This is a genomic window from Acidobacteriaceae bacterium (assembly GCA_035944135.1).
Taxonomy (GTDB): Bacteria; Acidobacteriota; Terriglobia; order Terriglobales; family Acidobacteriaceae; genus Granulicella.
Genome location: DASZBM010000009.1, coordinates 107,501 through 133,268 on the forward strand (window position 1 = coordinate 107,501; position 25,768 = coordinate 133,268).

The following is a 25,768-nucleotide window of genomic DNA, read 5'->3' on the forward strand; positions in this document are numbered from 1 at the left end:
GTCAATTTTTCAAGCACCTTGTAGGTTATCGTCAGCTGACGACTTCCATGTTTCCATCCGGGGATTAGACCGAAGCCGATCCGAGAGGATGAAGATGCCCATTACAGCGCAATTTTTCAAAACAACGTGACGATCGCAGGCGATCGCGGAGCACTAAGCTCCTGAAATCAATGGTTTGCAGTGGCTTGGGTTTGGGCGGCGGCCTATGGCCTTTTCTACCGCTTTCAAACGCTTGGACTGCGCTTCGACTGGCCATGTGCCCTATCAGGGCTCAGGCGCGAAGCTCATATCTACTAGACTACCCCGGATCCTGTCCGGATGCAAATCATTGCAGACATCAGCCGTTGGCTTGTTGCTCGCTGCCAACGACAAGATTGACTTTAGCAAGCCAGAACGGAACGCGCAAGCCGGACCCTGTGGGAACTGTGGACAGAGCGCGGAAAACGGTGAGATTTGGCACGTGGAATGCCCCCTTTCGCCCGTTAGAATCAAGGAGTTTCGCGGCGGGTGGAGAGCTAAATGGAAGCGTCAGAGATTCACGAGTTTTCGGAGCAGGTGCAAGAGGGTGCGGAGAAAAGCCTGATGTACGTTTCCCTGGTAATCGCTGTCCTGGCGGTGCTGGTGGCGATGGTGACGGTGCTGGGACACCGGGAACATACGCGGGCGGTGCTCGAGCAAACCCGCGCTGCGGACCAGTGGAACGAGTATCAATCGCGCAAGCTGCGTGTTCAGCAGACGCAGAAGGCTAGCGAACTGCTCACGCTGCTGGCGCCTGGGTCAGCGGCGGCTCAGGCACAGCTGAAAACGTACAAAGCGGAGATTGCGAAGTGGCAGCCTGAGCTCGACCAAAGCGCGGATAAGGCACGAGAGATGGAGGGGGATGTGAATCGCGCCGAGCACAGGGCCGATCGGTTTGATCTTGGCGAGGCGCTGCTGCAGATCGCGGTCGTGCTGGCTTCGATCACACTGCTGACGCGACACCACCGGTACGTCGCAGCGGCCGGGCTGCTGGGAATCGCAGGTGTTGTTGTAACGGTCTCGGCGTTCTTTTTGAAGTAGCGTCAGGGTTTGGCAATAACGCCAAGGTCGACGAAGCCGTTGACGAAGTACTGCACGGCGAGCGCGACCAGCAGAAGGCCCATGACGCGGACGAGGATGCGAATCCCGGTCTGGCCGAGGACGCGGGCCACGCGGTCGGCGCTGCCCAGCACAAGGAAGCAGGCGATGGCCGTGATGGCGATGGCGCCAAGGATGGCAGTCATCTCCCACTTGGATTGCACCTGGCCGACGAGGACCATCACGGTCGTGATACTGCCCGGGCCCGCGAGCATGGGGATGCCCATAGGCACGATTCCAGCGTCGTCTTTGGTGGCCGCGGCCTGCGTTTCTTTGCGTGTCTCCTGCGTAGGGGAACGTTTGGCCTCGAGCATGTCCAGGCCGATGAGAAGCAGGATGATTCCGCCGGCGATCTCGAATGCCGGAAGCGAGATGCCGAACAGCCGGAAGATGTAATGGCCGACGAAGGCAAAGAGCGAGAGCACGACCCACGCGGTCAGCGAGGCTTTGCGTGCGGTGCGCAGGCGGCGCTTCGAGTCCTGACCTTCAGTGATCGCCAGAAATGTCGGCAGGGCCGCAAAGGGATCGACGAGGAAGAAGATGGAGCTGAGTGCAAGCAGCGAGAAACGCGCGAGCGCGGAACTCTCGATACGGGTGAGCGCGACTGGGTGCGGAGCAAACATCAGGGGCGATTCAGATTGTTGCACGGCGATGGAGCGAGGTTGGTGGCCTCTCGCGAAAGAATGAAATTTCAGAAGCGTGCGGGCAGAACCGTATAATCGGAGTTCAAACGAAGGAGACGCGAATGCCGCTCGAGACGACAGCGAACATCTGGCATAACGGCCAACTGATTCCGTGGGAGAAAGCGCAGATTCACGTGATGAGCCACGTGGTGCACTACGGCTCATCTGTGTTTGAGGGGATTCGCTGCTATGCGCAGGAAGGTGGCGCCGGTGTATTCCGTCTGCCCGAGCACATGCAGCGGCTGATTCACTCGGCGAAGATTTACAGGATGCCGCTTCCCTACTCGCTCGAGCAGCTGAACGAGGCCGTCGTTGAACTGATTGAGGCGAACGGCGTGACGCCGTGTTACATCCGGCCGATTGCGTTCCGCGGCTACGGAGAGATTGGCGTGAATCCGCTGAAGTCGCCCGTTGAGATTTACATCGCGAACTTCCCTTGGGGCAAGTACGTCGCGGGCCACGGCGGCGCGGATGTATGCATCTCGAGCTGGAACCGCCTGGCGCCAAACACGATGCCGTCGCTGGCGAAGGCGGGCGCGAACTATATGAACTCGCAGCTTATCCGCATGGAGGCCGATGTGAACGGCTATGTGGAGGGCATCGCGCTGGACACGAATGGCTATTTGAGCGAGGGCTCGGGCGAGAACCTGTTCATTGTGCACAAGGGTGTTCTGTACACCTCGCCGCTGGCGAACTCTGTTCTGAACGGCATTACGCGCGACTCAATTCTGGTGCTGGCACGTCAGCTCGGCATTCCGGTCGTCGAACAGGCGATGCCGCGTGAGTTGCTGTATATCTGCGATGAGGCGTTCTTTACTGGTACCGCCGCAGAGGTAACGCATTTGCGCAGCGTGGATCGCATTCTTGTGGGCGACGGCAGTATGGGCCCGGTCACCTCCGCGCTTCACAAGGCGTTTTTCGACATCGTGAGCGGAGCGGCGCCCGACAAATACAACTGGCTGACCCCGGTAAAGGTTCGCGAGGCCGTTACAGCGTAGTCTTGCGGCGACGCGAAACGCGAGCTTGCTCTCTGAAGTCAGAAGTTCAACCGAAGGTAAGGATTGTTCTTGATGAGATTGCGGTACGTTCTTGCAGCCGTGCTACTGGCTGCTGTTGCAGCGAGTGCCCGGGCGCAGGTTGGCGTGTACATTAATCCGGTGGTGGAGCATATCGGGAACTCGACCGCCGACACGGGGCCATTCGCATTCTTTGGAGATGGCCAAAGATCAGGAATCTTCGGCGGACTGGATTTCGGCGCGTACTACGATGTTACGCATGGTCCAGGTATGAAGTTCGGCGTCGATGCCCGTGACACAATTGTGCATCGCAACAACGCCTCTCTGAATGTATTCTCCCTGGCGGCTAGAATCGAGTCTCGTCCGACTGCCTTTGGCTTCCGGCCGTACGCTGAGCTCTCCGCGGGTGCGGCGGTCAGCAAGGCGCCAGTGAGCCTGGTGCACACGCTTCAAGGTCAGTACGCGTTGTACGGAGGCATCGATTACCCGTTGAATCGGCACGTAGATTTCCGTGTGATCGAAGTCGGTATCGGCAGCGTGACGACTACCAACAGCTATATAAATGCCGGGCAGAAACCGGCGATCGGTGCGTCAGGCCTGGTCCATATAAGCAGCGGCCTGGTATTCCGGTTCGGCGTACCCGGCGGACCACCGAAGAAGCCCAAGAATCCGTACTAATCGGGCAAGAGCGATTGAAGGTCAAACGGCGTTCTCCTGAGAGAACGCCGTTTGCATTTGGTCGCGCTCGCAGGGATTATTCTTCTTCGCCGCTGATCGCCGAGGTCTGATTTTTACTGGCGCTTCCCTTCCGCTTCACGTCTCCAGCGGCCTTGCGCTCGTCCTCTTTGCTCTTGCGTTCGGAGGTCTTGTCCTTTGCCTTCTTCTTTGAAGCTGGCTGAGAATCTTTATCCTCTTCCTGCTCCTGCGTGGCCTCCTTGAAGATCGGCTTGGCTGCCGCGGAAATCTTCTTGGCAGCTTCGATCTCCTCTGCCAGGTTCTGCCTCATGAGATCGACCACCTCACTCATTCCGAGGGTCTTCGCCATGGCGATGACGGCGTTGTAGCCGGCGATCTCATAGTGCTCGGTCCGCAGCGCTGCACCGATAAGGCCGGAGTCAAAAGAGGCATCGTCCATGTCCTCTTCGAGCGCCTCGGCGCCTTCGCCGATAACACCCTCCATGCCTTCACAGTGCTTTCCTGTGGGCTTCTTTCCGATATGTTCGAAAGCCTCGCGGAGGCGAAGGACGTGGCCCTTGGTCTCCTCGAGGTGATCTTTGAAGAGCTGTTTGAGTTCGCCGTGTTTCGCGCCCCTGGCGAGTTTAGGGAGTGCCTTTACGAGCTGATTTTCCGCGCTGTACAGGTCGCGGAGCTCGTCGATCAAAACGTCTTCGAGTGCCATGGATCTCTCCTGGGCGGCTCGCTGAACCATCGGTAGACAGGAATATCCACCGTGAGCGCGAGGGCCACGACAATGAGAGGCACGCAAGCGCATGCGAGTTGGCTCCGGGCGAAAAGCTGCTGTGGCGTTGTCAGATTCAGCGTCCTTTGCTCGGCTGATGTACGCCCACAAGCTCCGGCTCGTCGACCTTTTTGAGCTTTTGCGCCTGGTCCGGAGTGGGCCTGCGACGTCTTGCGTAGGGCTCGAGTTTCTGAGGCTGCCCGGTCTCGAGCGCGCGCTGAACCGCGGCGAGTACACGGATGTCCAGCATTCCTTCTTCGCCGTCAGCTTCAGGGTGCTCGTCGTTGACGATGCAGTCAGAGAAGTATTTCAGCTCGCCACCAAACTGATCGGTAGGCGTAAAGCTCTCTTCCGTTTTCTTCTCTGATTCGCCGATCGTGACCGTGTGCTTGAAACCTCCGGGAATTGCAAAAGCAGGCGAAGAATACAGGTCCCCGAGAGTGCCGACGATTCGGTAGTCATCGAGATCCGAGCCAGAGTAGCTGAGCAGCATCGTGGCAAGCTGACCTCCGGGGAAGCGAAGATTCACGGCTACCTGGTCTTCGAAATCACGGAAGCGTTCAGGTTCAGTGCGCGTGCCAATGGCCGAGACCTCAATCGGCTCGGCGCCGAAGAAGTTGCGAGCCGTGTTGATCGGATACGGTCCCATGTCCGGCACCGGACCCGCCCAATAGCCATTCTTCGCGCGATGATTCTGGTAGTTCACCGGCTGGGAGAACGAAGAGTTGAAGTAGCGCAGATGACCGAGCTTGCCGCTGCGCGCTGTCTCCAACGCCTTCAGCATCGCGGGTTCATGGTGCATGCGGTAGGCGATCATGAGCTTTGCTCCGCTACGTTCCGCCGCCGCAATGATGCGCTCGCAGTCTTCGACAGATGTGGCCATCGGCTTCTCAAGCAGCAGATGAATGCCGGCGTCCAGCGTGCGGATGGCGAGATCGACGTGGTCCCAGTTCGGCGTTGCGAGATAGACAGCGTCGATCTTCCCGGAGTGCAGCAGCTCGTCGTATTGCTCGTAGCTGTAGAGATCCTTGACGCCGTACTTCTCGCCAACCTTCGCGGCCTTGTCTTCGTGCCCGCTGACGAACGCAACAACCTCGCTGTTGCCGGTGTGCTCCACACCCGGCAGAAATGCCGTCTGCGAGATCCATCCGATTCCGACAACCGCGTAACGAACCTTGCGCCCTTTGACGACTACCGCCTCTGGCATACAAATCCTCCGACGTGAAATCACGCGCCTGAGGAGTGGATGCGCAGCGAAGGCGACTGCGTGGCTTCAGTGTTGTGTGGTCAATGTTGGCTCGTCCTCCTTTGGAGCCGGTGGAACGGCGATGGCGTCCCACCCCGGAAGAACCTGTGAGCCCACGATCAGCCGTACGCCATCCTGCAGGCGAATGTACGTGTAACCCCACTGGCGGAAGACGCCCCAGCGATTGCGGAAGCCGATGAGAAAAAAGATGTGTACGACAAGCCACGTGATCCACGCCATGAAGCCTGACCAGTGCGCGTGAAACGGCCAGACGATCCGCGCCACCGCAGCTTTGCGGCCGATCGTTGCCATGTCGCCCTTGTCGAAGTAGTGGAAGGGCTTCTGTTTTGCGGCGGCTGCGGGATTGCTGGTCAGCAGACCGATCCGCTCCGCGGCGTACGTTCCCATCTGCATCGCGGGCTGCGCTACTCCGGGGACCTGCTTGCCGTTCTCCTCCACGTGCGCGAGATCGCCGATGACAAAAATCTCCGGATGGTTCGGCGGATTCAAATACCCATCGACCGCTACACACCCGCGCCGGTCGAGGCACTGCGGAACACCCATCGCTTCGGCGAGCATCTTGCCGAGCGGTGAGGCTTGCACGCCTGCCGCCCACAACGTGCACACACTCTCGATGCGCTCGTCGCCGACCATCACATATCCGGGCTGGACATCGGTTACATGGGCTCCTGTGCGCACGCGAACACCCAGCTTTGAGAGTTGTTCGACCGCCTTTTCTTGAAGGTCCTTCGGATATGCGCCAAGTATGTTCGGTGAGCCTTCAAGGATCAGCACATTCGCAGTCGAAGGATCGATGTGGCGGAAGTCACGCGTCATGTAAAGACGAGCGATGTCAGAGATCGCACCCGCGAGCTCGACACCGGTAGGTCCGCCTCCAATGATTACGAAATTCAGTGGCGGATGACTGCCGGTCTCGAGCGTCTGGCGCTCCGCGAGTTCAAAGGCGAGCAGCACACGGCGCCGAATCTCGGTTGCATCTTCAATGGACTTCAACCCTGGCGCAAGTTTCGCCCACTCATCCTTGCCGAAGTAGCTGTGCGTCGATCCGGTGCCGAGAATCAGATAGTCGTAGAGCAGTTCGGCTCCGCTCTGCAGATGCACCCGGCGAGTCGCGATGTCCAGCCCGACAACCTCATCCATCACGACTTCGGTGTTGCGGTTGTCGCGCAGAATACTGCGGATGGGCTGCGCGATGTCCCCCGGCGACAGGACGGCCAGCGCAACCTGATAAAGCAATGGTTGAAACGTGTGGTGGTTCTTGCGGTCGACGACGGTGACATCGACAGGCAGCTTGCCAAGGCGCTTCGCCGCATAGATGCCGCCAAAGCCCGCGCCGATAACGACCACACGCGGGCGAATAATCTCCGGAGTGCTGCTGGCCATGAAGCCTCCTATGTGAAGGGATGCGCTGAGGGTCCGTTTGGTCGCTATTCATAGCAACTGCGATGTATCTGGATGCCCTGCCAGACAGGATATGCACGCGGCGGTAATCGCGCGATAGAGCAAGGTGCGCACGACAGACAAGCGCAGAATGCGATAGCTTGCCAGTACCCTCTGGAGCGACACTGGAGGCGGAGGTAAACCGCATGGCCGCAGGGGCAGCCACAAAGAGCACGCAGGTTTCGACACGAGTTTTGACCACCAACAAACACCTCATCCGGTGGGTCGAAAAGATGGCCGAGCTTTGTCAGCCCGATGCTATCCACTGGGTGGATGGCACGGATGCTGAGAACGAATACCTGTGCCGGAAGCTGGTTGAGGGCGGCACCTTCATCAAGCTGAACGAGAAGCTGTGGCCCGGCTGCTATCTCGCGCGCAGTTCCCCGAACGACGTCGCGCGCGTCGAGGACCGCACGTTCATCTGCTCGCTGAGCAAGGATGCGGCCGGCCCCACAAACAACTGGGAAGACCCATTCAAGATGCGCCGCAAGCTGAAGGAGCTCTTTCGCGGTTCTATGCGCGGCCGCACGATGTACGTGCTCGCGTTCTCGATGGGACCGATTGGCTCCAAGGCATCGCAGATCGGCGTGCAACTCACGGACTCCGCTTACGCAGTAGTGAACATGCGCATCATGGCACGCGTCGGCGCGCCGGTGTTCGCGGAGATCGATAAGGACATCAAGCGCGTCGTTCCTTGCATGCACTCAGTTGGCGCACCGCTTGCGCCGGGCGAGCAGGACGTCCCATGGCCACAGAACGATACCAAGTACATCGTGCATTTTCCTGAAACGCGCGAGATCTGGAGCTACGGCTCCGGCTACGGCGGCAACGCTCTTCTCGGCAAGAAATGCTTCGCGCTGCGCATCGCGAGCAACATCGCGCGTGACGAAGGCTGGATGGCGGAACACATGCTCATCCTAGGAGCGGAATCTCCCGAGGGTGAAAAGACCTACGTCGCTGCAGCGTTTCCGAGCGCGTGCGGCAAGACAAACTTTGCAATGATGATTCCGCCGAAGGGCTTCGAGGGGTGGAAGATCTGGTGCGTGGGCGATGACATTGCGTGGATTCGTCCGGATGCGAACGGTCATCTGCGCGGGATTAATCCAGAGGCTGGCTTCTTCGGCGTGGCGCCCGGTACAAGCGCGAAAACGAATCCGAACGCGATGGCGACTTTGAGCCGCAACACGATTTTTACGAACGTCGCCCTCACGCCGGACGGTGGAGTGTGGTGGGAGGGAATGACGTCGAAGCCGCCGGCCGAATGTATCGACTGGCTCGGCGAGCGCTGGACTCCGGAGATCGGCAAGAAGACCGGCCGCACCGCTGCACACCCGAACGGCCGCTTCACAGCGCCCGCCGTGCAGTGTCCGGTCTTTGATCGCGAGGCTTGGGAGTCACCAGAGGGCGTGCCGATTGCCGCGTTCCTGTTCGGTGGCCGTCGCTCCGACACGGTCCCCCTCATCTTCCAGTCGTTCAACTGGTCGAGCGGCGTCTACGCGGGCGCAACAATGGGCTCTGAAACGACTGCTGCCGCAGCCGGCAAGACTGGCCTTGTGCGCCGCGATCCAATGGCGATGCTTCCCTTCTGCGGATACCACATGGGCGATTATTTTCGGCATTGGCTCAGGATGCAGCGCGAGCTCGCCTCGACTCCGCGCGTCTTCCACGTGAACTGGTTCCGCAAGGATGAGAACGGCAAGTTCCTCTGGCCGGGCTTCAGCGAGAACATGCGCGTGCTGAAGTGGATCGTCGATCGCGTCCACGGACGGGCGCAGAGCAATGAGACGCCGATCGGCTGGACGCCCTACTACGATGACATGAACTGGGACGGACTCGAGTTTTCGCCCGAACAATTTGCCAAGCTCCAGACGGTCGATCGTGCAGCCTGGCGTCGTGAGGTGATGAGTCACGAGGAGTTATTCCTGTTGCTGCATGACCACCTCCCGCCGGAGATGGTCTACGAACGCGAGCTTCTGATCTGCCGTCTCTAGTGGCTAGCAGCACTAACTCGCTGCGCGATGACCCTCGAGTTCACCGTGCAGGTTGGCGATGCCATGTTCCAGAGTGATATTCAAGCGGTCCAGTGCGCCGGCTGAAACTCCGGCCCAGATCTTCTCCTCGATCTCGGCCGCAGCCGCAAGGCCGCGTTGCAGCACTGCGTCTCCTTTCCTTGTCAGGGATGCCGTCAGGATACGGTGATTGGCAGCGGAGATTCCGCGAGTGATCCAGCCCTCTCGTTCCGCACGAGTCAGCATCGCCTGCAAGGTCTGGGGCGTGACTTGGCACGATCGCGCGATGGTCGCGCCGCTGACTTCATGCTGCTCGTGAATGGCGCTCAGCAGCCGCAGTTGGGGCAGACTGAGGCCCTCGCCGCGCAGCGCATCTTCCAGAAGCGAACGATAGCCGACCAACAGCTCGCGCAAGCTCTTGGTACATCGTCTTGCGAGCTTTGCTTTCTCCAGGCGGTAGTCAGACATATATCAGTACCCTGATATACTGTATCAGTACCCTGATATGCCCGGACAGCTACTACAAGGCGTGTGGAAGCCGAAGCATAACCCGTGGCTGATTGCCCTCACGGTAACCATTGCCACGTTCATGGAGGTGCTGGACACCTCCATCGCGAACGTCGCACTCCCGCATATCGCGGGCTCGGTGGGTGCGTCCCAGGAAGAGGCGACGTGGGTACTGACCAGCTATCTGGTCTCGTCGGCCGTGATCCTTCCCATCTCCGGCTGGATCTCCGATCGCATCGGACGCAAGCGCTTCTACATGATCTGCGTGATGATGTTTACCGCTTGCTCCTTGCTCTGCGGTCTGGCACCCACGCTGCCGGCATTGATTCTCGCCCGCATCCTGCAGGGCCTCGGCGGTGGGGGACTAGCTCCAAGCGAGCAGGCGATCCTGGCCGACACCTTCCCGATCGAGAAGCGCGGGCAGGCCTTCGCACTCTACGGCATGGCCGTCGTCGTCGCGCCGGCGATCGGGCCAACGCTCGGCGGATGGCTTACCGACAACTACAACTGGCACTGGATCTTCTTCATTAACCTGCCGTTCGGTCTGCTGTCACTCTTTCTGTCCAACCGCATGGTCGAGGATCCACCCGAGATGAAGGAGCGCATGAAGCGGCGCTCTCCGGTTGATTTCATCGGCCTCGGCGCAGTTGCCCTCGGCGTCGGTCTGCTTGAGTTCACTCTCGATAAGGGTCAGGAGAAGGACTGGTTTGGCTCCGGGCAGATTCAGTTCACCGCATTTCTTGCGGTCGTCACGCTGATCTTTTTCGCCGTCTGGGAGTGGCGCCATCCGGACCCGATCGTCGATCTGAAGCTGCTGAAGAACCGCAATTTCGGTACCGCCGTCTTTCTGCAACTCATTCTCGGAATGGTGCTCTTCGGTTCAACGGTTCTGATCCCGCAATTCCTCCAGGTCTTGCTTGGGTACACAGCGGAGCGAGCGGGCATGGTGTTGTCACCTGCCGGCTTCGTGATGATGGTGATGATGGCGGTCGCGGGCCGAACGCTGGGCAAGGGCGACCCGCGCCTGATGGTCATGCTTGGCTATCTCGCCGTCGCCGCCGGCCTCTTCAATCTCACCCGGCTGGACCTGTACACAAGCTATGGAACAGTCACGCTATGGCGCATGCTGCAGGTTGTCGGCCTTCCCTTCATCTTTATCCCCATCAGCACGCTGAACTACGTTGGCGTGCCGCGAAACAAGATGAATCAGATCTCGTCGCTTTCAAACTTCGCGAGAAACATTGGCGGTTCGGCTGGAACGGCGCTGCTGACGACGTTTCTTGCGCGATCGGCGCAGGTGCATCAGCTGAACCTTGCCTCGAATCTATCGGCAGGATCGATGGCGGTCACGCGAGAGGTGCAGCGGTTTGCGGCGCTCACACACAATTCTGCCGCGGCGGCTCAATACCCTGCACTCGCCGAGATCTACGGTCAGCTGCAGCGCCAGGCGACGATGCTCGCCTATAAGAACGCATTCGCGATCCTTGCAGGTACGGTTCTACTGCTGTCGCCGCTCGTTTGGATCATGCGACTGCCACCAAAGAACCGCGAGGTCGATCCCGAGCAAATGGCCGCGCACTAAAAGCCGTCACGCACTCGCAAGGACTGGCGAGACGAAGCGTAGTACTTAGCGCGTAAGGATGAGCGGGCCGTCTTTGGTGATTGCCACAGTGTGCTCGAAGTGCGCGCTGTAGCTGCCGTCGATCGTGATTGCTGTCCAACCATCGTCCAGCACCTTTACGTCAGGACTGCCGAGGTTGATCATCGGTTCGATCGCCAGCACCATACCGGCCTTCAGGCGCGGCCCCTTGCCCGCGGAGCCAACGTTCGGCAACTGCGGGTCTTCATGCATGCTGCGGCCGATGCCGTGCCCTACGAACTCCCGGACAACACCCAACCCCTCCGCCTCACACATCGACTGCACCGCATGCGAGATGTCGAACAATCGGCCACCGGGCACAGCCTTTTCAATCGCCGCATAGAGCGACGCTTCCGTCACCCGCAGAAGCTTCTCAACCTCAGGCTTGACGGTTCCGATCGGATAGGTCACCGCGCAGTCCGAGTAGAAGCCGTCGACCACTACACCGCAGTCGATAGAAACGATATCTCCCTCTTTCAGCGTCCGGCGGTCGTTCGGAATCCCGTGAATAACCTCGCTGTTGACTGACGTGCAAAGCACAGCGGGATATCCGTGATACCCCTTGAACGCAGGCTTCACTCCGAGTTCTTCCACCTTCGCAGCGGCAGCGTGCTCCAGATCCATAGTCGTCGCGCCCGCAGCCACCACCGCACGCACGGCCTCGTGGACCTTGCGCAGGGCCTCGCCCGAGCGACGCATCGCCTGGATCTCAGCGGGAGATTTGATCATGATTGCCATAGTGATTAGATACGAGAAGCGAGATTCGAGATGCGGTTGATCGCGTTAGTGAATCGAATCCCGCGTTTCGATTCTCGCACCTTTAGTTCTCCGGATGATGCCGCAGGCGCAGCAGCGTCTCGCGAATGCTCCGTGTAACTTCGTCGATTGGCCGGTCACCATCAACTTCGGCGAACCGGTTCCCATGCTCGCGATAGTACTCGATTACCGCCGATGTCTTCTGCTCGAAACCGCGCATGCGCTCATGGAAGACATCGACCGTATCATCGGCGCGCTGCACGAGCGCTGCCCCCTCGAAGTCGCATAGGCGATCATTCATTGGCGGCTTCGAGTAGATGTTATAGATCGTGCCGCAGATCGGGCACGTCAGCCGGCCGGTAATGCGCTCCAGCAGAACGCGCTGATCCACAACGATATTGATCGCAACCACTGGCAGCAGATACGCTACGAGCTGCCGATCGAGCCACTCTGCCTGGTTCAGCGTCCGCGGAAAACCGTCGAGGATGTACCCGTGCTCTGTGTCCGGCTCCTGGAGGCGCGCCGCAACCATCTGGTTTACCAGATCGTCCGGCACCAACTTCCCTCGCGACATCAGATCATCTGCCAGAGAACCAAGTGTTGTGCGGTCCCGGCGATGCTGGCGCAAAAGATCGCCAGTTGAAATCTGCGGGATGCCGAACTCGGCCATCAGGCGCTGCGCCTGGGTTCCCTTGCCGACGCCTGGCGCGCCGAGCAGAAGAACCGGACCAGGAAGAAAATCGCTCGCGTTCGGAAGAGGTTTCGGCATAAGGAAAGACCGCAACAAACTGGAGAATTGGACGGTAAATGCTTCGAAGATCGAGACCGCAGGAAAGCTTCAGCAAAGTACATCTACAGTGAAAACCCACGCCCAGACCTCGGACGTGGGTACCAGAAAGTGGTGCGAACTACCAGCTGCGGCGGCCGCGAATACGGCCAGACTTCGGCGAGAAGCCATCGTAGTGCCGCATGATCAGCTGCGCTTCTACCTGCTGCACCGTGTCCATCGCCACACCGACAACAATCAGCAGCGACGTGCCGCCGAAGTAAAAGTTCAACCCCAGCCCGTTCGTTGCCCACGTCGGCAGGGCATCAAAGAAATGCCCGATCCACGGTAAATGGTTGAAGTGGATACCCGAAATGAGGAACATCGGGAGAATCGAAATCACGCACAGGTAGATGGCACCTACGAGCGTGATTCGCGTCAGCACATCGTTGATGAAATCTGAAGTGCGCTTGCCAGGACGGATACCAGGGATGAAGCTTCCGTACTTGCGCATGTTGTCCGCGATGTCGTCGGGACGGAAAATGATCGAGATATAAAAATACGCGAAGAAGATAATCGCGACGATGTACAGGAGAACATACAGCGGCTCGGCCGGCCCAAGCCAGGTGAACAGCGGGCCCAGGTACCTGTTATCGCGCAGGGGACCCGACCCGAAGATGGACATGTTCTGCAGCAGCATCGGCGCCGACAGAATCGACGCGGCAAAGATGACCGGCATCACACCGCCGGAGTTCACCCGCAGCGGCAGGAACGAGCTCGACGCTTGCGTCATGCTGCGGCCCACCATACGCTTCGCCGACTGAATCGGGATACGGCGCTCTGACCGCTCGACGAAGCAGATGAATGCCACGACTACGACCATCATCACGATGATCAAAGCAATCGCAATGGGAGTGAATCCTCCCCAGGCGTCCGTTGTCGCCTTGGTGTAAAGATCCCCAATTCCACGCGGAATACCGACGACGATGCCGGTGAAGATGAGCAACGACATACCGTTACCAATACCGCGCTCGGTAATCTGCTCACCAAGCCACATGATGAAGCTTGCGCCTGCCGTGAGAGTGAGGATGCAGAGCGGAATGAAAGCAGTCTTGGACATTACCACCATCGACTCGCTGGTCGAGGTGTTCGTCAGCGTCAGTGCGATGAAGAAGCTTTGAACAACACCCAGCAGAACCGTGACATAACGGGTCCACTGCGTGATCTTGCGCCGTCCCAGCTCGCCTTCTTTTTGCAGCTTCGCCAGCGGCTCATACACAACGGTCAGCAGCTGAAAGATGATCGACGCGGTGATGTACGGCATGATGCCGAGCGCGAAGACCGTCAACTTACGCAGGTTGCCGCCATTGAACAAATCAAGCAGGCCAAGCGCGCCGCCGGCATTCTGGTTGAAGAACTGTGCCAGCTTAGCCGCGTCAATCCCGGGCGTGGGAATGTGCGCTCCAAGCCGGTAGACCGCCAGCATGGCCAGAGTAAAGAGGATCCGCTTGCGAAGATCGGGGATGCGGAAGATGTTGAGAAACTTTTCGAGCATCGGTGTGAAGAGCCTTGGTGCGGAGCGTGTGGATGTCAGCCCGGCTGAGGGTTCGTGCAGCTATTCTACGCGGAACCAGCCACTGCCGAACAGACAAAGAAAATGACTAGAAATGGGAGATTTAAGAAGGCCGGAGCGCGCGGCCCCGGCCTGATTCGTTATGCTGCGGGCGCAGCCTCGGAATCTGCAGCTCCGATCACGACCGCCCGTCCGCCAGCCGCTTCGATCGCCTTCTGCGCGCCCTTGGAGAACTTGTGCGCGTGCACGGTCACGGCAGACTTCAACTCGCCATTCGCCAGAACCTTCACCAGCCCATTCCGCTTCTTGAGGATCCCGCGCGCCGCAAGGACATCGAGCGTCAGCTCGGTCTCGCCCAGCTCCGCAATCCTGTCCAGCCCAAGCACGGTGTACTCGGTGCGGAAGATGTTCGTGAAGCCCCGCTTCGGCAGGCGCCGATGCAGCGGCATCTGGCCGCCCTCAAAGCCGCGCATCAGCGACGAGCCCGAGCGCGAACCCTGACCCTTGTGGCCTCGGGTCGACGTCTTGCCCATGCCCGAGCCCATACCACGGCCCACGCGCTTCTTATTGGAGTTCGCGCCCTTCGGCGCACGAAGGTTCGAAAGATTCTTTGCCATATTTCCTCGCTCAACGCCGGCCTGCGCCGACTCGCATTTGCCTCAAAGAGGCGTGGTGGACTTCCCTAGTTGACGATGCGGACGAGGTGAGGGATCTTCTTCACCATGCCGCGGATCGACGGAGTGTCCTCGCGCTCGACAATCTGGTTCAACCGCGTAAAGCCCAGGCCCTTCACAACGAGCTTGTGCTTCACCGGCGTGCAGATCTGCGAACGGTAATACTGAATCTTGATCGTGTTGGTCGCTGCCATTCTTCTTCTCCGAACGGAGTTACCGAGTTAGAAAGCTGGAAATCCCTGACTCTCTAACTCCTCACTTCCTGACTTCCTTTTACAGCTCATCCACTGACTTGCCGCGCAGAGCAGCGACGTCGTTCTTGTCGCGAAGCTGCGAGAGCGCATCGAACGTCGCCTTGACCACGTTGTGCGGGTTGGCCGAACCGATGTTCTTCGTCAGCACATTCTGCACACCGGCAGCGGTCATCACTGCACGCACGGTCTTTCCGGCGATCACGCCCGTACCTTCGGGCGCCGGCTTCAGCAGCACCTCACCCGAACCAAAGTGTCCAAGCACCTGGTGCGGAATCGAGGTCTGCGTCAGGTTGACCTTGATGAGGTTCTTCTTCGCCGCCTCGATGCCCTTGCGGATCGCCTGCGGAACCTCCTTGGCCTTACCCGAGCCGTAGCCCACAACGCCCTCGCCGGGGTCGCCGACGATGACCAGCGCTGCGAAGCTCATGTTCTTGCCGCCCTTGACCACCTTGGTCACGCGGTTGATGCTGACAACCTCATCCTTGAGGTTCATCCGGTTGCCGTCGAGTCTTTTACGTGTGGCCATTGCTTATCTTCTTTCTCTTTATTTGTCCCCGGCACACCGGTCCGGGGCCGCGGCCTCAAGAGCCGCTTCTAAATCCATCCGTGGCTAAAACTCCAGCCCGGCCTCGCGCGCCGCATCGGCCAGTGCCTTGATGCGACCGTGATACAGATACCCGCCGCGATCGAAGACCACCTTCTTGATGCCCTTCTCCTTCGCGCGCTCCGCGATGAGCTTGCCGACTTCCTTGGCCGCCGCCACATTGCCGCCAGCCTTCTTGCCCTCACCCTTCTTCGACACCGTCGAAGCCGAAGCGATGGTCGTTCCACTCGCGTCGTCGATGATCTGCGTGTAGATATGGTTGAGCGAGCGGTAGACATTCAGGCGCGGACGCTCCGCGCTGCCGGTCATCTTGGCGCGGATGCGCTCGTGAACACGCTTGCGGATTACATTGCGCTGCGGAGTGTTGATCATTTTATTTTCCCTTCCTAATGGCGGCGCTGACCTTCAGCGACGTTCGGAGTTACTTAGCGCCCATCTTGACGGTTACCGCTGGTCAAGATGATTCGCTCCATGATTACTTCGCGCCCGTCTTGCCGACCTTCTTCTTCAGCTTCTCGTCGGAGTAACGAACACCCTTGTTCTTGTACGGATCCGGCTTGCGCAGCGCGCGCATATCCGCTGCGACCTGGCCGACCTTCTGACGATCGATACCAGAAACCGTGACATGCGTCTGCTTCGGATCAATCGCGACCTCGATGCCTGTGGGCAGCGGGAACTCGATTGGGTGCGAGTAGCCGAGCGTAAACACAACCGTGTTCTTACCCTTCATCTCCACACGGTAGCCGATGCCGACGACGTCGAGCTCTCTCTTCCAGCCGTTGGTCACGCCTTCAACCGCGTTGAACACCAGCGCACGCGCAAGGCCGTGCAGCGGCGCCTGCGAGTCGTTCTGACGCTCGACATGCAGCACGCCGTCCTTCTCGTTGAGCGTGATGCCCTCCGGAATCAGGGCCGAGACCTTACCCTTCGGCCCCTCGACCACAACCGTGTTCGTCTGAACCGTGTACTTGACGCCCTTGGGCAGCGTGATGGGCTTTTTGCCGATACGTGACATCTCAAAATCCTTTGTGGCTTGCGAGTCCCGAATAGCTCTTAGCCACTCGTTCCACTGCAGCCGTACGGGCTCATCGCCCCTCAATCAACAAAAATTCTGCGGTCTCTCTTTACCAAACTTCGCAGAGAATCTCGCCGCCAACACCCTCGCGGCGCGCCTGACGACCGGTCATAACACCCTTCGGGGTCGTCATGATCGAAATTCCCAGACCGCCCTGTACGCGGCGGATCTCATCCTTGCCCACATACACGCGGCAACCAGGGCGCGACACGCGCTGCAGATCGCGGATCGCAGCCTCATTATTCGCGCCGTACTTCAGGTACACGCGCAGAACATTCTGGCCATTCTCCTCGACAGGCTTGTAGTTGGCGATGTAGCCCTCTTCTTTGAGGATGCGGGCGATCTCCGCCTTAAGCCGCGAAGCCGGAACGTCAAGTTTCTGGTGACGGGAACGGTGTGCGTTGCGAATGCGGGTCAAAAAATCTGCAACTGGATCGGTCAGATTCATCGTCTTCCTTTCATCCCCCGTTCGCTCCTCCATCGAGAAGAACCTGCGGGAATGTTTTGTGGCCGGCTCACGCTTACTTGAGTCAGCCAGAAATGTTTTCTCCCGGTACGCTTCGGGAGCGAGCCGCAACACTCAGGTTGCGGAGCCAATCAACGCTTCTGGCGTTACCAGCTCGACTTCACAACGCCCGGGATCTCACCCTTGAGCGCCAGTCCACGGAAGCACAGACGGCACACGCCAAACTTGCGCAGGTACGCGCGCGGGCGGCCGCACAGCTGGCACCGGTTGTGCTGACGGGACTTGAACTTCGGCTTACGGGCATCTTTGACGCGCTTTGCTGTAGTAGCCATATCTCTTCCTTATGCTCCCTGGCGGAACGGCATGCCGAAGTACTTCAGCAGCGTGCGTGCGCCGTTGTCGTCCTGGGCCGAAGTAACAATCGTTACGTTCATGCCCTTGATCTTGTCCACCTTCGCGTAGTCAATTTCCGGGAAGATGAGCTGGTCGCGCAGACCCAGCGTGTAATTGCCGCGCCCATCAAAGCTCTTCGAGCTCACGCCGCGAAAATCGCGCACGCGCGGCAGCGCCACCGAGATCAGGCGGTCCAGGAACTCGTACATCGCATCGCCGCGCAGCGTCACCATAGCGCCAATCGGCATGCCCTCGCGCAGTTTGAACGCCGCGATCGACTTCTTCGCCTTCGTGATGACCGGCTTCTGACCGGCAATCGAACCGAGATCCGCAACCAGCGGATCCATCATCTTCACGTTCTGCGTCGCCTCGCCGAGACCCATGTTGATAACGATCTTCTCGAGCCGCGGTACCGCCATCACGTTCTCAATGCCAAGCTCCTTCTGGAGCTGGCTCTTGATCTCTTTCGAATATTTTTCTCTTAGTCGTGCTGCCATTGTGCTTGCTCTTTCTCCACGGTTTCGGAGTGGTTACCGGTGCGTGGGGTACTCAATTTGGAGAAGTTCGAAAACCACTCCCAGAATCGTTACTGCGTCTTCTCAGCCAGCGTGCCGCCGTTGGACCGCGCCACGCGAATCTTCTTGTCTCCATCGAACCGGAAACCGGCGCGCGTCGCCTTGCCGTCCGAATCAATCAGCGCCACGTTCGACACGTGAATCGCAGCCTCCTGCTCGAGAATGCCGCCCTGCGAATTCCGCTGCGGATTCGGCTTCAGGTGCTTCTTGATCATGCTGACGCCCTCAACAAGGACGCGGTTCTTGTCAGCGATCACGCGCAGAACGCGGCCCTTCTTGCCCTTGTCTTTACCGGCGAGAACGATCACCTGGTCATTGCGCTTAATCTTTGCCATTTCCTCAATCTCCTACTTGGCCTCGGCAATCTGTCGGAGCCGGATTCCGATCAGCGGTTCAGCCTTCGGCTGACGCGCTCACTTACTAACCTGCGGACTCGCTCCTAGATAACCTCAGGCGCGAGCGACACAATCTTCAAAAACTTCTTCTCACGCAGCTCGCGCGCAACCGGACCGAACACACGCGTGCCGACCGGCTCCATCGCATCGTTGATCACCACAGCCGCGTTCTGGTCGAAGCGGATGTAGGTTCCGTCGCGCCGCCGATACTCCTTGCGCGTGCGGACGATCACCGCCTTCACAACCTTGCCCTTCTTCACCGTGCCGTCCGGCGAAGCTTCCTTCACCGCCGCCGTGACCACGTCACCCAGGCCAGCCTTCTTGCCGAGTCCGCCGCCCAGCGGCAGGATCATCTGCAGCTTGCGTGCGCCGGAGTTGTCGGCCACGTCCAACATGGTGCGCATTTGAACTGCCATCGCGAATCTCCTTGCGAGGCGCGAGCCTCAGCCCGCGCGAAACCCTTCACCGGCTGGAGCAGAACCCCAACCAAAACCCTTACTTCGTCGCCGACTCTTCAGCCAGCGGCTTCTCCTCCGGCAGCGTCGCGAGCGACGAGCGGCGGATGATCTCCTCGAGCGTCCAGCGCTTCAACTTGGACAGAGGACGCGTCTCGCGAATGCGAACCACGTCGCCGATCCGCGCCGAATTCTGCTCGTCATGCGCGTAGAACTTCTTGTTGAACTTCATCACGCGACGATACTTCGGGTGGGCCTTGCGCATCTCAATCTCAACCACGATCGTCTTCTGCATCTTGGTCGAGACGACCTGGCCAACCTTCTCGTTGCGGCGCGTCTGCTCGTTCGCCTGCTGCGTATTTGCTGTATTCTCAGCCATTACTTACCTGCCTCTGTTGCTGCGCCCTGACGAGCCTTCCCAATCTGGCGTTCGCGTGCAACTGTCTTAAAACGAGCGATGTCGAGCTTCAGCGTACGCAGGTTCTTCAAACCCTCCTGCTTGCCCAGGCTCTTTGCAAACCGAATGCGGAAGATCTGCTCAGCCGCCTTCGCCTCTTCAGCCTTCAGCTCGTCATCACTCAGATCGCGGATCTTGTCGAGTTCCATAGTTCAATCCTTAGAACAACTTGTCATTCCGAGCGCGGAGCGAGAAATTTGCTCTCTTTCCCGCTCGCACTCCTGGCCAAACTACTTGGCCACAACCTCGGTCTTCACGTTCGGCCGCACCACAAATGTCGTCTTCAGCGGCAGCTTGTGCGAAGCCAGGCGCATCGCTTCCTTCGCGATATCGACCGGCACGCCTTCCATCTCAAAGAGGATCTTGCCCGGGCGAACCACCGCAACCCAGTGATCCGGCGCGCCCTTGCCCTTACCCATACGGGTCTCGGCCGGCTTCTTCGTGATCGGCTTGTCCGGGAACAGACGCAGCCAGACCTTGCCACCGCGCTTGATGAAGCGCGTCATCGCGATACGCGAGGCCTCAATCTGGCGGTCAGTTATGTAACCGCACTCCAGGACCTTCAAACCGTAGTCGCCAAACGACAGATCGGAGCCGCGCCACGCCTTGCCGCACATGCGGCCGCGCTGCTGCTTGCGATACTTGACCTTCTTGGGCAAAAGCATGGGGAAAACTCGCCTTTCAAACTTGAGGACGGAGAACTTCTTTGAGATGAACCGCTAATAAAGCGGGAATCAGAGAAGCTCAGCCGGGGTCTCTGTGCATAGCACAGACTCAGGGCCAAACTAGATAAGTATACAGTAAAGACGCGGCGAGGGAAAGCTTTTGCCTCCCCGCGTCTTCACCTTCAAGACTAGAACGCGCCTGTCGTGATCGGGGCCTGCTCGCGGCGCTTCTTCTGCTCGTAAATATCGCCACGGTAAATCCAGGTCTTCACGCCAATGACACCATACGTGGTCTTCGCCTCGGCGAAGCCGTAGTCGATGTCCGCACGCAGCGTGTGCAACGGCAGCCGACCCTGCAGGTACCACTCGGAGCGCGCGATCTCGTTGCCGTTCAGTCGGCCCGAAACGCGAACCTTGATTCCCTTGCAGCCGAAGCGCAGCGCCGAGTCAACCGACTTACGCATCGCGCGGCGGAACGAGACACGCTTCTCGAGCTGCAGCGCGATATTCTCGGCCACCAGCTGCGCGTCAAGCTCCGGTTTGTTCACCTCGAGGATGTCGATAAACACCTCGCGGTTGGTCCGCTTCTGAATGTCGGCCTTCAGCTTGTCGATCTCCGCGCCTTTGCGGCCGATGATGATGCCCGGACGCGCCGTGCGGATGATCAACCGCAGCTTGTTGCCCGGACGCTCGACCTCAACGGACGACACGCCGGCAGCCTTCAGCTTCTCGCGGAGTTCAGCCTTCAGCTTCACATCCTCGACCAGCAGCTTGTCATAGCCGCGCTCCACGAACCAGCGCGACTTCCACGGCTTGTTCACGCCGAGGCGGAATCCATACGGATGGACTTTCTGTCCCATAAGCTTCCTTCTTCTTTCAGAGCCATAGCCGGTTGAGCCGGCGCGGCGATGTTGCTTGTGTTACGTAATGCGCTGCTACAAACTTCCTTCTAACGCGAGCCTCTGCGGCTTACTTCGCCGCAGCCGTCTTCTTGCTGGCCGACTTCTTGGCCGCGGTCTTCTTCGCCGCTGCCTTCTTGGCCGGAGCCTTCTTCGCTGCCGTCTTCTTCGCCGCCGGCTTCGTCGTCGTCTCCGCTGCAGGAGTTGTCGCCGCAGCCTTAACCTCGGCCGCCTGCTTCTCCGCAATCGTGATCACAATATGGGCGATGCGGCGCTGATACCGGAAGGCACGTCCCATGGGCGCCGGACGGATGCGCTTCATGCGCGGCCCATCATTCGCCACAGCCGTCTTCACATACAGCTTATCAACATCCACGTCCAGACCCCGCTCATCGGCGAGATACTGCGCGTTCTGCACCGCCGAGCGCAGCGTCTTCTCGATCACCGGCGCAATGCGCTTGTTCGTGAACGCTACGATGTTAATCGCCTGTCCCACAGGCTTGCCCTTGATCAGGTCCAGCACCAGCTTGGCCTTCTGCGGGCTGACGCGCTGGAATTTGGCTTCAGCGCGAAATTCCGGTGCAGTTGTCGTTGTCTTTGCCATCTCAATCTTCCTCGAGGCGAAGCCTCTACCAATCATCCCGGGAAGCAACAGCTTCCCGCCTATTTTTCTTTACTTGGCCTTCGCCGTGTCCGCAGCCTTCGCGGAGTGGCCCTTGAACGTGCGCGTTGCCGAAAACTCGCCGAGCTTGTGCCCGACCATGTTTTCCGTGCAGTACACCGGCACAAACTTCTTGCCGTTGTGAACCGCAATCGTGTGGCCAACCATGTCGGGATGGATGGTCGAGCGGCGCGACCAGGTACGAATCACCTTCTTGTCGTTGGCCGCGTTCATCGCGTCAACCTTCACCATCAGGTGCGTGTCGATGAACGGACCCTTCTTTGTAGAGCGTGCCATTTCTATCTCCAGTACTTCTATGCTCGATACAACGAATCTCGCGAGGAGCCTTCGAGACTTGGTTCTGCCCTACTGCACTCCGGTAAACTGAGTGCTCCTCCGGGCGCTGCTCTTACTTACCCTTGTTGCGCCGCGACACGATAAACACATCCGTGCGCTTGTTATTCCGCGTCTTGTATCCACGCGTTGGCTGACCCCACGGCGTCACCGGATGACGTCCGCCCGAGGTCTTACCCTCACCACCGCCATGCGGATGGTCGACCGGGTTCATCGAGACACCACGGTTCGTCGGACGAATACCCTTCCAGCGGTTGCGTCCGGCCTTTCCGATCGACACATTCTCATGATCGGTGTTGCCAACCTGGCCAACCGTCGCCATGCACTCCACGAGCACGCGCCGCGTCTCGCCGGAAGGCAGCTTCAGCAGGGCATATTCGCCCTCCTTCGCCACCAGCTGCACCTGCGCTCCGGCCGAACGGGCCATCTGGCCGCCCTTGCCCGGCCGCAGCTCGATGTTGTGCACTGTCGTGCCGGCAGGAATGTTCTTGAGCGGAAGCGCGTTGCCGACCAGAATGTCAGCCTCCGGCCCGCTCATTACCTTCTGCCCAACCTTCAGCCCGACAGGCTGCAGGATGTAACGCTTCTCGCCGTCCGCATACGCGATCAGCGCGATGCGCGAGCTGCGGTTCGGATCGTATTCGATCGTCGCCACGGTGCCCGGAATCCCGTACTTGTCGCGCTTGAAGTCGATGAGGCGCAGCTTCTGCTTGTGGCCGCCTCCATGGTGGCGCACACTCAGCTTGCCCGTGTTGTTACGGCCGCCGGTGCGCTGCTTCACTTCCAGCAGCGGCTTATACGGCTCGTTCGTCGTGATGTCGTCGTTGACCAGCTTCGTCTGAAAGCGAAGCGTCGGTGTAATCGGTCGATAGCTCTTGATCGGCATTGCTTCTTCCTTTGCCTTTGCCGCGCTCTTTACAACCAGCGCGATACTTGGATCTCAACTGCCGGCGAGTAGTTAGTCCCACTAACGACTAACTACCAACCACTAACTACTGCTCTTAAATCTCCGCCGCGAAATCAGGCACCTTCTCGCCTGCCTTCAGCCGCACATACGCCTTCTTCCAGTCAGGAAGATACCCCGAGTACCGGCCGCGTTTCCGCTCCTTGCCCTCGATGTTGGCAGTGCGAACCGTCGCAACCTTCACGTTGAAGAGCTGCTCCACGGCCTGTTTCACCTCGGTCTTCGAGGCATTCGCCGCAACTTCAAACACCAGCGATCCCTCGGTCTCACGTGTCGTGAGCGCCTTCTCGGTGATCAGCGGCCGCCGAATAATCTTATAAAGAGTCGGCATTATGCAACCTCCTTCGTCGCACGCTTGGAAACTGATTTCTTAAGCGTCTCCTGCAGAGCTTCCAACGCAGCCTTCGAAAAGATTGCGTGCTCATAGCGGAGCAGATCGTACGGGTGAACCTCGCTCGAAAGCACAAGCTCCACGCCGGCGAGATTGCGCGATCCGAGATACAGCTTCTCGTTCAGCTCGCGCGACGTCTCCACCAGAAGCGCTGTCTTCTTCGCATCGAGCTTGTCGAGGGCATTGCGGTAGTGCTTCGTCTTCGCCTCTTCGACGTTGAAGTTCTCCACCACCGTCAGCTTCCCGTCCGCCAGCTTCGATGCCAGCGCCGAGCGCAGCGCACCCAGCAGTTTCTTCTTCGGGAACTGGTAGTCGTAGCTGCGCGGCTGCGGTCCATGAACCGTTCCGCCACCACGCCACAGCGGCGTGCGGATCGAGCCTACGCGCGCGCGGCCGGTGCCCTTCTGCTTCCACAGCTTCTTGCCCGCGCCCGAAACCAGCTTGCGGTTCTTCGTCGCGTGCGTTCCCTGCCGCAGGCTGGCGCGATAGTGCTTCACCGCTTCCCAGAGCAGCGCCTCGTTCACACCGCCGAACACCTCATCGAGCAGTTCGAAGTCACCGACTTCCTTGCCCGCGAGGCTCTTGATCTTGATCTTTGCCATCGCCTTACTTCGCTTTCCGTGCCCGCGATCGATGCCGCGCGCCCTGACGTTGTTACTCTGCGTTTCCCGGTCTGTTCCCCGCACAGAGGATGTTATTAGCGAGTCAGCAAGCCAGCGATGCTTCGCATCCAGCGAGTCAGTTTTGCCTTTCCTGACTCGCTGACCTGCTGGCTAGCTGACCCGCTGGCCCTTACTTCTTCTTCGGTGCAGCCTTCTTCGAGGCCTTCAGCGGATCGACCGTGCCGGAACCGGCAAAGCCGCGACGCTCTCTCGGAGGCGCCTTCGCCTTCGACACCAGAACATATCCGTCACGAGGACCCGGAACCGCGCCCTCAACCATCAGCAGGTTATCCTCCGCATCAATGCCGCGAATGCGCAGGTTGCGAACAGTGACCTGATCAGTCCCGTAGTGACCCGGCATTCTCTGCCCCGGGAACACACGCGACGGGAACGACGACGCACCGATCGAGCCCTGGATCTGGAACATGTGACCGTGCGACTTCGGTCCGCCGCCGAAGTTGTGGCGACGAACAACGCCCGCAAATCCGCGTCCCTTCGAGGTGCCGATCACGTCAACGAACTTCGTCTCGTTGAAGATTTCGACGGTCACGCGATCACCAGCCTTCGCTCCCTGGTCCTCATCGCCACCGGTCACCGACTCGAGCTGAACTTCCTTCACCAGCTTCACAGGCGGCACGTTCGACTTCGCAAAGTGGCCGGTCATCGGCTTGTTCACCTTGCTTGCCTTCACGAACTCAACCAGGCCGATCTGCGCGGCATCATAGCCGTCCTTCGCCTGCGTCTTAAGCTGCGTGATTACGCACGGCCCAACCTTCAGCACCGTGATCGGATGAACCTCACCGCGATCGTCGAAGACCTGCGTCATGCCGATCTTCTTTCCAAGAATTCCTGTAACTGCCATCTTTCTCTCTCCTCATCATGCTTCGGTTCCGAAGCACTGTAGGTCTTCCTTCCGGAAACTCAGCTCGCCGCCTTGCCTGACTCGCTGACTCGCTAACTCGCTGACTCGCTTACTTCGTGACCGTCTTGATCTCGACGTCCACACCCGCCGGCAAATCAAGCTTCATCAGCGCGTCCACCGTCTGCTGCGTCGGCTCGAGGATGTCGATCAGCCGCTTGTGCGTGCGGATCTCAAACGCCTCGCGCGACTTCTTGTCCACGTGTGGGCTGCGCAGAACGCAATACTTGTTCTTCATCGTCGGCAGGGGAATCGGTCCCGCAACCTGCGCTCCAGTACGCTTAGCGGTCTCAACGATCTCACCGGTCGACGTGTCCAGAACCCGGTAGTCATAAGCCTTCAGGCGGATGCGAATGCGCTGCTGTGCCATCTCATTTTCTTTCCCGTTCATCACTTCAGCGAGTGAGAGGAACGCTTGATCAAAGATCGGTTAGGAGTGGCTGCCGGCCGTCGTGAATCTAGGCGAACCGGCAGCCCTCGTATTCCTGTTTTCGCATCCGGCGTTCCGCGCGAAGCGCGTCCCGCCGCCACGTAGTACTTACTTGATGATCTCCGAGATCGCGCCTGCGCCGACCGTCCTGCCACCCTCGCGGATAGCAAAGCGCAGACCCTTCTCCATGGCCACCGGCGTGTGCAGCGTGACCTCGAGCGCGATGTTGTCGCCCGGCATCACC

Annotated in this window: 35 protein-coding genes; 5 read left to right on the forward strand and 30 right to left on the reverse strand. The window is 59.4% G+C overall.

The genetic code is table 11. The features are described 5' to 3' along the window. Window positions 1–519: 519 nt before the first annotated feature. Window positions 520–1,059: a DUF4337 domain-containing protein gene (locus tag VGU25_14255; protein HEV2578362.1), complete on the forward strand. Its 540-nt coding sequence runs from the start codon at window positions 520–522 to the stop codon at window positions 1,057–1,059. 2 nt (window positions 1,060–1,061) lie between these two features. On the opposite strand, the gene VGU25_14260 is transcribed toward VGU25_14255, so the two are convergent. After that, window positions 1,062–1,739, reverse strand: a complete 678-nt coding sequence (locus tag VGU25_14260) for a MarC family protein (GenBank protein ID HEV2578363.1) — start codon at window positions 1,737–1,739, stop codon at window positions 1,062–1,064. A 122-nt stretch (window positions 1,740–1,861) separates the two neighbouring features. Here VGU25_14260 and VGU25_14265 point away from each other — a divergent pair, with 122 nt between their 5' ends. Then, entirely contained in the window at window positions 1,862–2,797 is a 936-nt protein-coding gene (locus VGU25_14265; protein ID HEV2578364.1) for a branched-chain amino acid transaminase, read from the forward strand. Between the two features lie 72 nt (window positions 2,798–2,869). Then, window positions 2,870–3,493 (forward strand): hypothetical protein, encoded by a 624-nt coding sequence (locus tag VGU25_14270; GenBank protein ID HEV2578365.1) that lies wholly within the window; start codon window positions 2,870–2,872, stop codon window positions 3,491–3,493. A gap of 76 nt (window positions 3,494–3,569) precedes the next feature. Here VGU25_14270 and VGU25_14275 read toward each other — a convergent pair whose 3' ends face one another. From VGU25_14275 to VGU25_14285, 3 genes are all read right to left on the reverse strand, one after another. Beyond that, complete coding sequence (locus VGU25_14275) at window positions 3,570–4,214, reverse strand: ferritin-like domain-containing protein (protein ID HEV2578366.1); 645 nt, start codon at window positions 4,212–4,214, stop codon at window positions 3,570–3,572. A 136-nt stretch (window positions 4,215–4,350) separates the two neighbouring features. Then, window positions 4,351–5,481: a Gfo/Idh/MocA family oxidoreductase gene (locus VGU25_14280; protein HEV2578367.1), complete on the reverse strand. Its 1,131-nt coding sequence runs from the start codon at window positions 5,479–5,481 to the stop codon at window positions 4,351–4,353. Between the two features lie 66 nt (window positions 5,482–5,547). Beyond that, window positions 5,548–6,924, reverse strand: a complete 1,377-nt coding sequence (locus tag VGU25_14285; protein HEV2578368.1) for an NAD(P)/FAD-dependent oxidoreductase — start codon at window positions 6,922–6,924, stop codon at window positions 5,548–5,550. 203 nt (window positions 6,925–7,127) lie between these two features. Here VGU25_14285 and VGU25_14290 point away from each other — a divergent pair, with 203 nt between their 5' ends. After that, entirely contained in the window at window positions 7,128–8,972 is a 1,845-nt protein-coding gene (locus VGU25_14290) for a phosphoenolpyruvate carboxykinase (GTP) (protein ID HEV2578369.1), read from the forward strand. Window positions 8,973–8,984: 12 nt separating this feature from the next. Here VGU25_14290 and VGU25_14295 read toward each other — a convergent pair whose 3' ends face one another. Then, on the reverse strand, window positions 8,985–9,458 hold the full coding sequence (locus tag VGU25_14295) for a MarR family transcriptional regulator (protein HEV2578370.1): 474 nt from the start codon (window positions 9,456–9,458) through the stop codon (window positions 8,985–8,987). Window positions 9,459–9,495: 37 nt separating this feature from the next. Between VGU25_14295 and VGU25_14300 the strand changes: the two genes are divergently transcribed. Then, window positions 9,496–11,079, forward strand: a complete 1,584-nt coding sequence (locus VGU25_14300) for a DHA2 family efflux MFS transporter permease subunit (GenBank protein ID HEV2578371.1) — start codon at window positions 9,496–9,498, stop codon at window positions 11,077–11,079. A 45-nt stretch (window positions 11,080–11,124) separates the two neighbouring features. On the opposite strand, the gene map is transcribed toward VGU25_14300, so the two are convergent. The 25 genes from map to tuf all read right to left on the reverse strand — a co-directional run. Beyond that, window positions 11,125–11,874 carry a type I methionyl aminopeptidase gene (gene map / locus VGU25_14305; protein ID HEV2578372.1) on the reverse strand — a complete coding sequence of 250 codons (750 nt, stop codon included), beginning with the start codon at window positions 11,872–11,874 and terminating at the stop codon, window positions 11,125–11,127. A gap of 82 nt (window positions 11,875–11,956) precedes the next feature. After that, window positions 11,957–12,661 carry an adenylate kinase gene (locus tag VGU25_14310; protein ID HEV2578373.1) on the reverse strand — a complete coding sequence of 235 codons (705 nt, stop codon included), beginning with the start codon at window positions 12,659–12,661 and terminating at the stop codon, window positions 11,957–11,959. Window positions 12,662–12,800: 139 nt separating this feature from the next. Further along, the gene (gene secY, locus VGU25_14315) at window positions 12,801–14,213 is read right to left on the reverse strand and encodes a preprotein translocase subunit SecY (GenBank protein HEV2578374.1); all 1,413 of its coding nucleotides are present in this window, start codon (window positions 14,211–14,213) and stop codon (window positions 12,801–12,803) included. A gap of 158 nt (window positions 14,214–14,371) precedes the next feature. Then, window positions 14,372–14,848: a 50S ribosomal protein L15 gene (gene rplO / locus VGU25_14320; protein ID HEV2578375.1), complete on the reverse strand. Its 477-nt coding sequence runs from the start codon at window positions 14,846–14,848 to the stop codon at window positions 14,372–14,374. A gap of 65 nt (window positions 14,849–14,913) precedes the next feature. Then, entirely contained in the window at window positions 14,914–15,099 is a 186-nt protein-coding gene (gene rpmD, locus VGU25_14325) for a 50S ribosomal protein L30 (protein HEV2578376.1), read from the reverse strand. 79 nt (window positions 15,100–15,178) lie between these two features. After that, window positions 15,179–15,685 carry a 30S ribosomal protein S5 gene (gene rpsE, locus VGU25_14330; GenBank protein HEV2578377.1) on the reverse strand — a complete coding sequence of 169 codons (507 nt, stop codon included), beginning with the start codon at window positions 15,683–15,685 and terminating at the stop codon, window positions 15,179–15,181. An 84-nt stretch (window positions 15,686–15,769) separates the two neighbouring features. After that, window positions 15,770–16,135 carry a 50S ribosomal protein L18 gene (gene rplR / locus VGU25_14335; GenBank protein HEV2578378.1) on the reverse strand — a complete coding sequence of 122 codons (366 nt, stop codon included), beginning with the start codon at window positions 16,133–16,135 and terminating at the stop codon, window positions 15,770–15,772. A gap of 103 nt (window positions 16,136–16,238) precedes the next feature. Then, window positions 16,239–16,778 carry a 50S ribosomal protein L6 gene (gene rplF, locus VGU25_14340; protein ID HEV2578379.1) on the reverse strand — a complete coding sequence of 180 codons (540 nt, stop codon included), beginning with the start codon at window positions 16,776–16,778 and terminating at the stop codon, window positions 16,239–16,241. A gap of 109 nt (window positions 16,779–16,887) precedes the next feature. Then, entirely contained in the window at window positions 16,888–17,286 is a 399-nt protein-coding gene (gene rpsH / locus VGU25_14345; GenBank protein HEV2578380.1) for a 30S ribosomal protein S8, read from the reverse strand. Between the two features lie 164 nt (window positions 17,287–17,450). Further along, window positions 17,451–17,636 carry a type Z 30S ribosomal protein S14 gene (locus VGU25_14350; protein ID HEV2578381.1) on the reverse strand — a complete coding sequence of 62 codons (186 nt, stop codon included), beginning with the start codon at window positions 17,634–17,636 and terminating at the stop codon, window positions 17,451–17,453. 9 nt (window positions 17,637–17,645) lie between these two features. After that, window positions 17,646–18,194: a 50S ribosomal protein L5 gene (gene rplE, locus VGU25_14355; protein HEV2578382.1), complete on the reverse strand. Its 549-nt coding sequence runs from the start codon at window positions 18,192–18,194 to the stop codon at window positions 17,646–17,648. Window positions 18,195–18,283: 89 nt separating this feature from the next. Continuing rightward, entirely contained in the window at window positions 18,284–18,607 is a 324-nt protein-coding gene (rplX, locus tag VGU25_14360; GenBank protein HEV2578383.1) for a 50S ribosomal protein L24, read from the reverse strand. A gap of 104 nt (window positions 18,608–18,711) precedes the next feature. Next, complete coding sequence (gene rplN / locus VGU25_14365; protein ID HEV2578384.1) at window positions 18,712–19,083, reverse strand: 50S ribosomal protein L14; 372 nt, start codon at window positions 19,081–19,083, stop codon at window positions 18,712–18,714. Window positions 19,084–19,162: 79 nt separating this feature from the next. Further along, window positions 19,163–19,501: a 30S ribosomal protein S17 gene (gene rpsQ, locus VGU25_14370; protein HEV2578385.1), complete on the reverse strand. Its 339-nt coding sequence runs from the start codon at window positions 19,499–19,501 to the stop codon at window positions 19,163–19,165. Next, window positions 19,501–19,728: a 50S ribosomal protein L29 gene (rpmC, locus tag VGU25_14375; GenBank protein HEV2578386.1), complete on the reverse strand. Its 228-nt coding sequence runs from the start codon at window positions 19,726–19,728 to the stop codon at window positions 19,501–19,503. Before rpmC ends, rpsQ begins: the two co-directional genes overlap by 1 nt. Window positions 19,729–19,809: 81 nt before the next feature. Continuing rightward, complete coding sequence (gene rplP / locus VGU25_14380; GenBank protein HEV2578387.1) at window positions 19,810–20,244, reverse strand: 50S ribosomal protein L16; 435 nt, start codon at window positions 20,242–20,244, stop codon at window positions 19,810–19,812. A 188-nt stretch (window positions 20,245–20,432) separates the two neighbouring features. Next, window positions 20,433–21,104: a 30S ribosomal protein S3 gene (rpsC, locus tag VGU25_14385; protein ID HEV2578388.1), complete on the reverse strand. Its 672-nt coding sequence runs from the start codon at window positions 21,102–21,104 to the stop codon at window positions 20,433–20,435. A 109-nt stretch (window positions 21,105–21,213) separates the two neighbouring features. Further along, window positions 21,214–21,747: a 50S ribosomal protein L22 gene (rplV, locus tag VGU25_14390; GenBank protein ID HEV2578389.1), complete on the reverse strand. Its 534-nt coding sequence runs from the start codon at window positions 21,745–21,747 to the stop codon at window positions 21,214–21,216. 69 nt (window positions 21,748–21,816) lie between these two features. Beyond that, entirely contained in the window at window positions 21,817–22,101 is a 285-nt protein-coding gene (gene rpsS, locus VGU25_14395) for a 30S ribosomal protein S19 (protein HEV2578390.1), read from the reverse strand. Between the two features lie 112 nt (window positions 22,102–22,213). Beyond that, window positions 22,214–23,044, reverse strand: a complete 831-nt coding sequence (gene rplB, locus VGU25_14400; protein ID HEV2578391.1) for a 50S ribosomal protein L2 — start codon at window positions 23,042–23,044, stop codon at window positions 22,214–22,216. 115 nt (window positions 23,045–23,159) lie between these two features. Continuing rightward, window positions 23,160–23,453 carry a 50S ribosomal protein L23 gene (locus VGU25_14405; protein ID HEV2578392.1) on the reverse strand — a complete coding sequence of 98 codons (294 nt, stop codon included), beginning with the start codon at window positions 23,451–23,453 and terminating at the stop codon, window positions 23,160–23,162. Then, the gene (gene rplD / locus VGU25_14410; protein ID HEV2578393.1) at window positions 23,453–24,115 is read right to left on the reverse strand and encodes a 50S ribosomal protein L4; all 663 of its coding nucleotides are present in this window, start codon (window positions 24,113–24,115) and stop codon (window positions 23,453–23,455) included. The genes VGU25_14405 and rplD overlap by 1 nt, the downstream gene beginning before the upstream one ends. A gap of 190 nt (window positions 24,116–24,305) precedes the next feature. Continuing rightward, window positions 24,306–25,037 carry a 50S ribosomal protein L3 gene (gene rplC / locus VGU25_14415; protein ID HEV2578394.1) on the reverse strand — a complete coding sequence of 244 codons (732 nt, stop codon included), beginning with the start codon at window positions 25,035–25,037 and terminating at the stop codon, window positions 24,306–24,308. A gap of 109 nt (window positions 25,038–25,146) precedes the next feature. After that, window positions 25,147–25,464 (reverse strand): 30S ribosomal protein S10, encoded by a 318-nt coding sequence (gene rpsJ / locus VGU25_14420; GenBank protein ID HEV2578395.1) that lies wholly within the window; start codon window positions 25,462–25,464, stop codon window positions 25,147–25,149. A gap of 168 nt (window positions 25,465–25,632) precedes the next feature. Continuing rightward, window positions 25,633–25,768, reverse strand: a 136-nt coding sequence (gene tuf, locus VGU25_14425; GenBank protein ID HEV2578396.1) for an elongation factor Tu, incomplete at its 5' end; no start/stop codon positions are given.

Excerpts from the sequence above, each read along its gene's own strand:
- rpsS (HEV2578390.1), bottom strand. The coding sequence starts at position 22,101 with ATGGCACGCTCTACAAAGAAGGGTCCGTTCATCGACACGCACCTGATG.
- VGU25_14265 (HEV2578364.1), top strand. The coding sequence starts at position 1,862 with ATGCCGCTCGAGACGACAGCGAACATCTGGCATAACGGCCAACTGATT.
- VGU25_14285 (HEV2578368.1), bottom strand. The coding sequence starts at position 6,924 with ATGGCCAGCAGCACTCCGGAGATTATTCGCCCGCGTGTGGTCGTTATC.
- VGU25_14280 (HEV2578367.1), bottom strand. The coding sequence starts at position 5,481 with ATGCCAGAGGCGGTAGTCGTCAAAGGGCGCAAGGTTCGTTACGCGGTT.
- rplD (HEV2578393.1), bottom strand. The coding sequence starts at position 24,115 with ATGGCAAAGATCAAGATCAAGAGCCTCGCGGGCAAGGAAGTCGGTGAC.
- VGU25_14275 (HEV2578366.1), bottom strand. The coding sequence starts at position 4,214 with ATGGCACTCGAAGACGTTTTGATCGACGAGCTCCGCGACCTGTACAGC.
- rpsQ (HEV2578385.1), bottom strand. The coding sequence starts at position 19,501 with ATGGCTGAGAATACAGCAAATACGCAGCAGGCGAACGAGCAGACGCGC.
- rplN (HEV2578384.1), bottom strand. The coding sequence starts at position 19,083 with ATGGCAGTTCAAATGCGCACCATGTTGGACGTGGCCGACAACTCCGGC.
- VGU25_14270 (HEV2578365.1), top strand. The coding sequence starts at position 2,870 with ATGAGATTGCGGTACGTTCTTGCAGCCGTGCTACTGGCTGCTGTTGCA.
- rpsJ (HEV2578395.1), bottom strand. The coding sequence starts at position 25,464 with ATGGCACAGCAGCGCATTCGCATCCGCCTGAAGGCTTATGACTACCGG.
- VGU25_14350 (HEV2578381.1), bottom strand. The coding sequence starts at position 17,636 with ATGGCTACTACAGCAAAGCGCGTCAAAGATGCCCGTAAGCCGAAGTTC.
- rpsH (HEV2578380.1), bottom strand. The coding sequence starts at position 17,286 with ATGAATCTGACCGATCCAGTTGCAGATTTTTTGACCCGCATTCGCAAC.
- rplE (HEV2578382.1), bottom strand. The coding sequence starts at position 18,194 with ATGGCAGCACGACTAAGAGAAAAATATTCGAAAGAGATCAAGAGCCAG.
- rplX (HEV2578383.1), bottom strand. The coding sequence starts at position 18,607 with ATGGCAAAGATTAAGCGCAATGACCAGGTGATCGTTCTCGCCGGTAAA.
- rpmD (HEV2578376.1), bottom strand. The coding sequence starts at position 15,099 with ATGGCAGCGACCAACACGATCAAGATTCAGTATTACCGTTCGCAGATC.
- rplR (HEV2578378.1), bottom strand. The coding sequence starts at position 16,135 with ATGATCAACACTCCGCAGCGCAATGTAATCCGCAAGCGTGTTCACGAG.
- rpsE (HEV2578377.1), bottom strand. The coding sequence starts at position 15,685 with ATGGCCACACGTAAAAGACTCGACGGCAACCGGATGAACCTCAAGGAT.
- VGU25_14255 (HEV2578362.1), top strand. The coding sequence starts at position 520 with ATGGAAGCGTCAGAGATTCACGAGTTTTCGGAGCAGGTGCAAGAGGGT.
- rpmC (HEV2578386.1), bottom strand. The coding sequence starts at position 19,728 with ATGGAACTCGACAAGATCCGCGATCTGAGTGATGACGAGCTGAAGGCT.
- VGU25_14290 (HEV2578369.1), top strand. The coding sequence starts at position 7,128 with ATGGCCGCAGGGGCAGCCACAAAGAGCACGCAGGTTTCGACACGAGTT.
- rplO (HEV2578375.1), bottom strand. The coding sequence starts at position 14,848 with ATGGCAAAGAATCTTTCGAACCTTCGTGCGCCGAAGGGCGCGAACTCC.
- VGU25_14405 (HEV2578392.1), bottom strand. The coding sequence starts at position 23,453 with ATGCCGACTCTTTATAAGATTATTCGGCGGCCGCTGATCACCGAGAAG.
- secY (HEV2578374.1), bottom strand. The coding sequence starts at position 14,213 with ATGCTCGAAAAGTTTCTCAACATCTTCCGCATCCCCGATCTTCGCAAG.
- VGU25_14295 (HEV2578370.1), bottom strand. The coding sequence starts at position 9,458 with ATGTCTGACTACCGCCTGGAGAAAGCAAAGCTCGCAAGACGATGTACC.
- rplP (HEV2578387.1), bottom strand. The coding sequence starts at position 20,244 with ATGCTTTTGCCCAAGAAGGTCAAGTATCGCAAGCAGCAGCGCGGCCGC.
- VGU25_14260 (HEV2578363.1), bottom strand. The coding sequence starts at position 1,739 with ATGTTTGCTCCGCACCCAGTCGCGCTCACCCGTATCGAGAGTTCCGCG.
- VGU25_14300 (HEV2578371.1), top strand. The coding sequence starts at position 9,496 with ATGCCCGGACAGCTACTACAAGGCGTGTGGAAGCCGAAGCATAACCCG.
- rplF (HEV2578379.1), bottom strand. The coding sequence starts at position 16,778 with ATGTCACGTATCGGCAAAAAGCCCATCACGCTGCCCAAGGGCGTCAAG.
- rplB (HEV2578391.1), bottom strand. The coding sequence starts at position 23,044 with ATGCCGATCAAGAGCTATCGACCGATTACACCGACGCTTCGCTTTCAG.
- VGU25_14310 (HEV2578373.1), bottom strand. The coding sequence starts at position 12,661 with ATGCCGAAACCTCTTCCGAACGCGAGCGATTTTCTTCCTGGTCCGGTT.
- rpsC (HEV2578388.1), bottom strand. The coding sequence starts at position 21,104 with ATGGGACAGAAAGTCCATCCGTATGGATTCCGCCTCGGCGTGAACAAG.
- rplV (HEV2578389.1), bottom strand. The coding sequence starts at position 21,747 with ATGGCAAAGACAACGACAACTGCACCGGAATTTCGCGCTGAAGCCAAA.
- map (HEV2578372.1), bottom strand. The coding sequence starts at position 11,874 with ATGGCAATCATGATCAAATCTCCCGCTGAGATCCAGGCGATGCGTCGC.
- rplC (HEV2578394.1), bottom strand. The coding sequence starts at position 25,037 with ATGGCAGTTACAGGAATTCTTGGAAAGAAGATCGGCATGACGCAGGTC.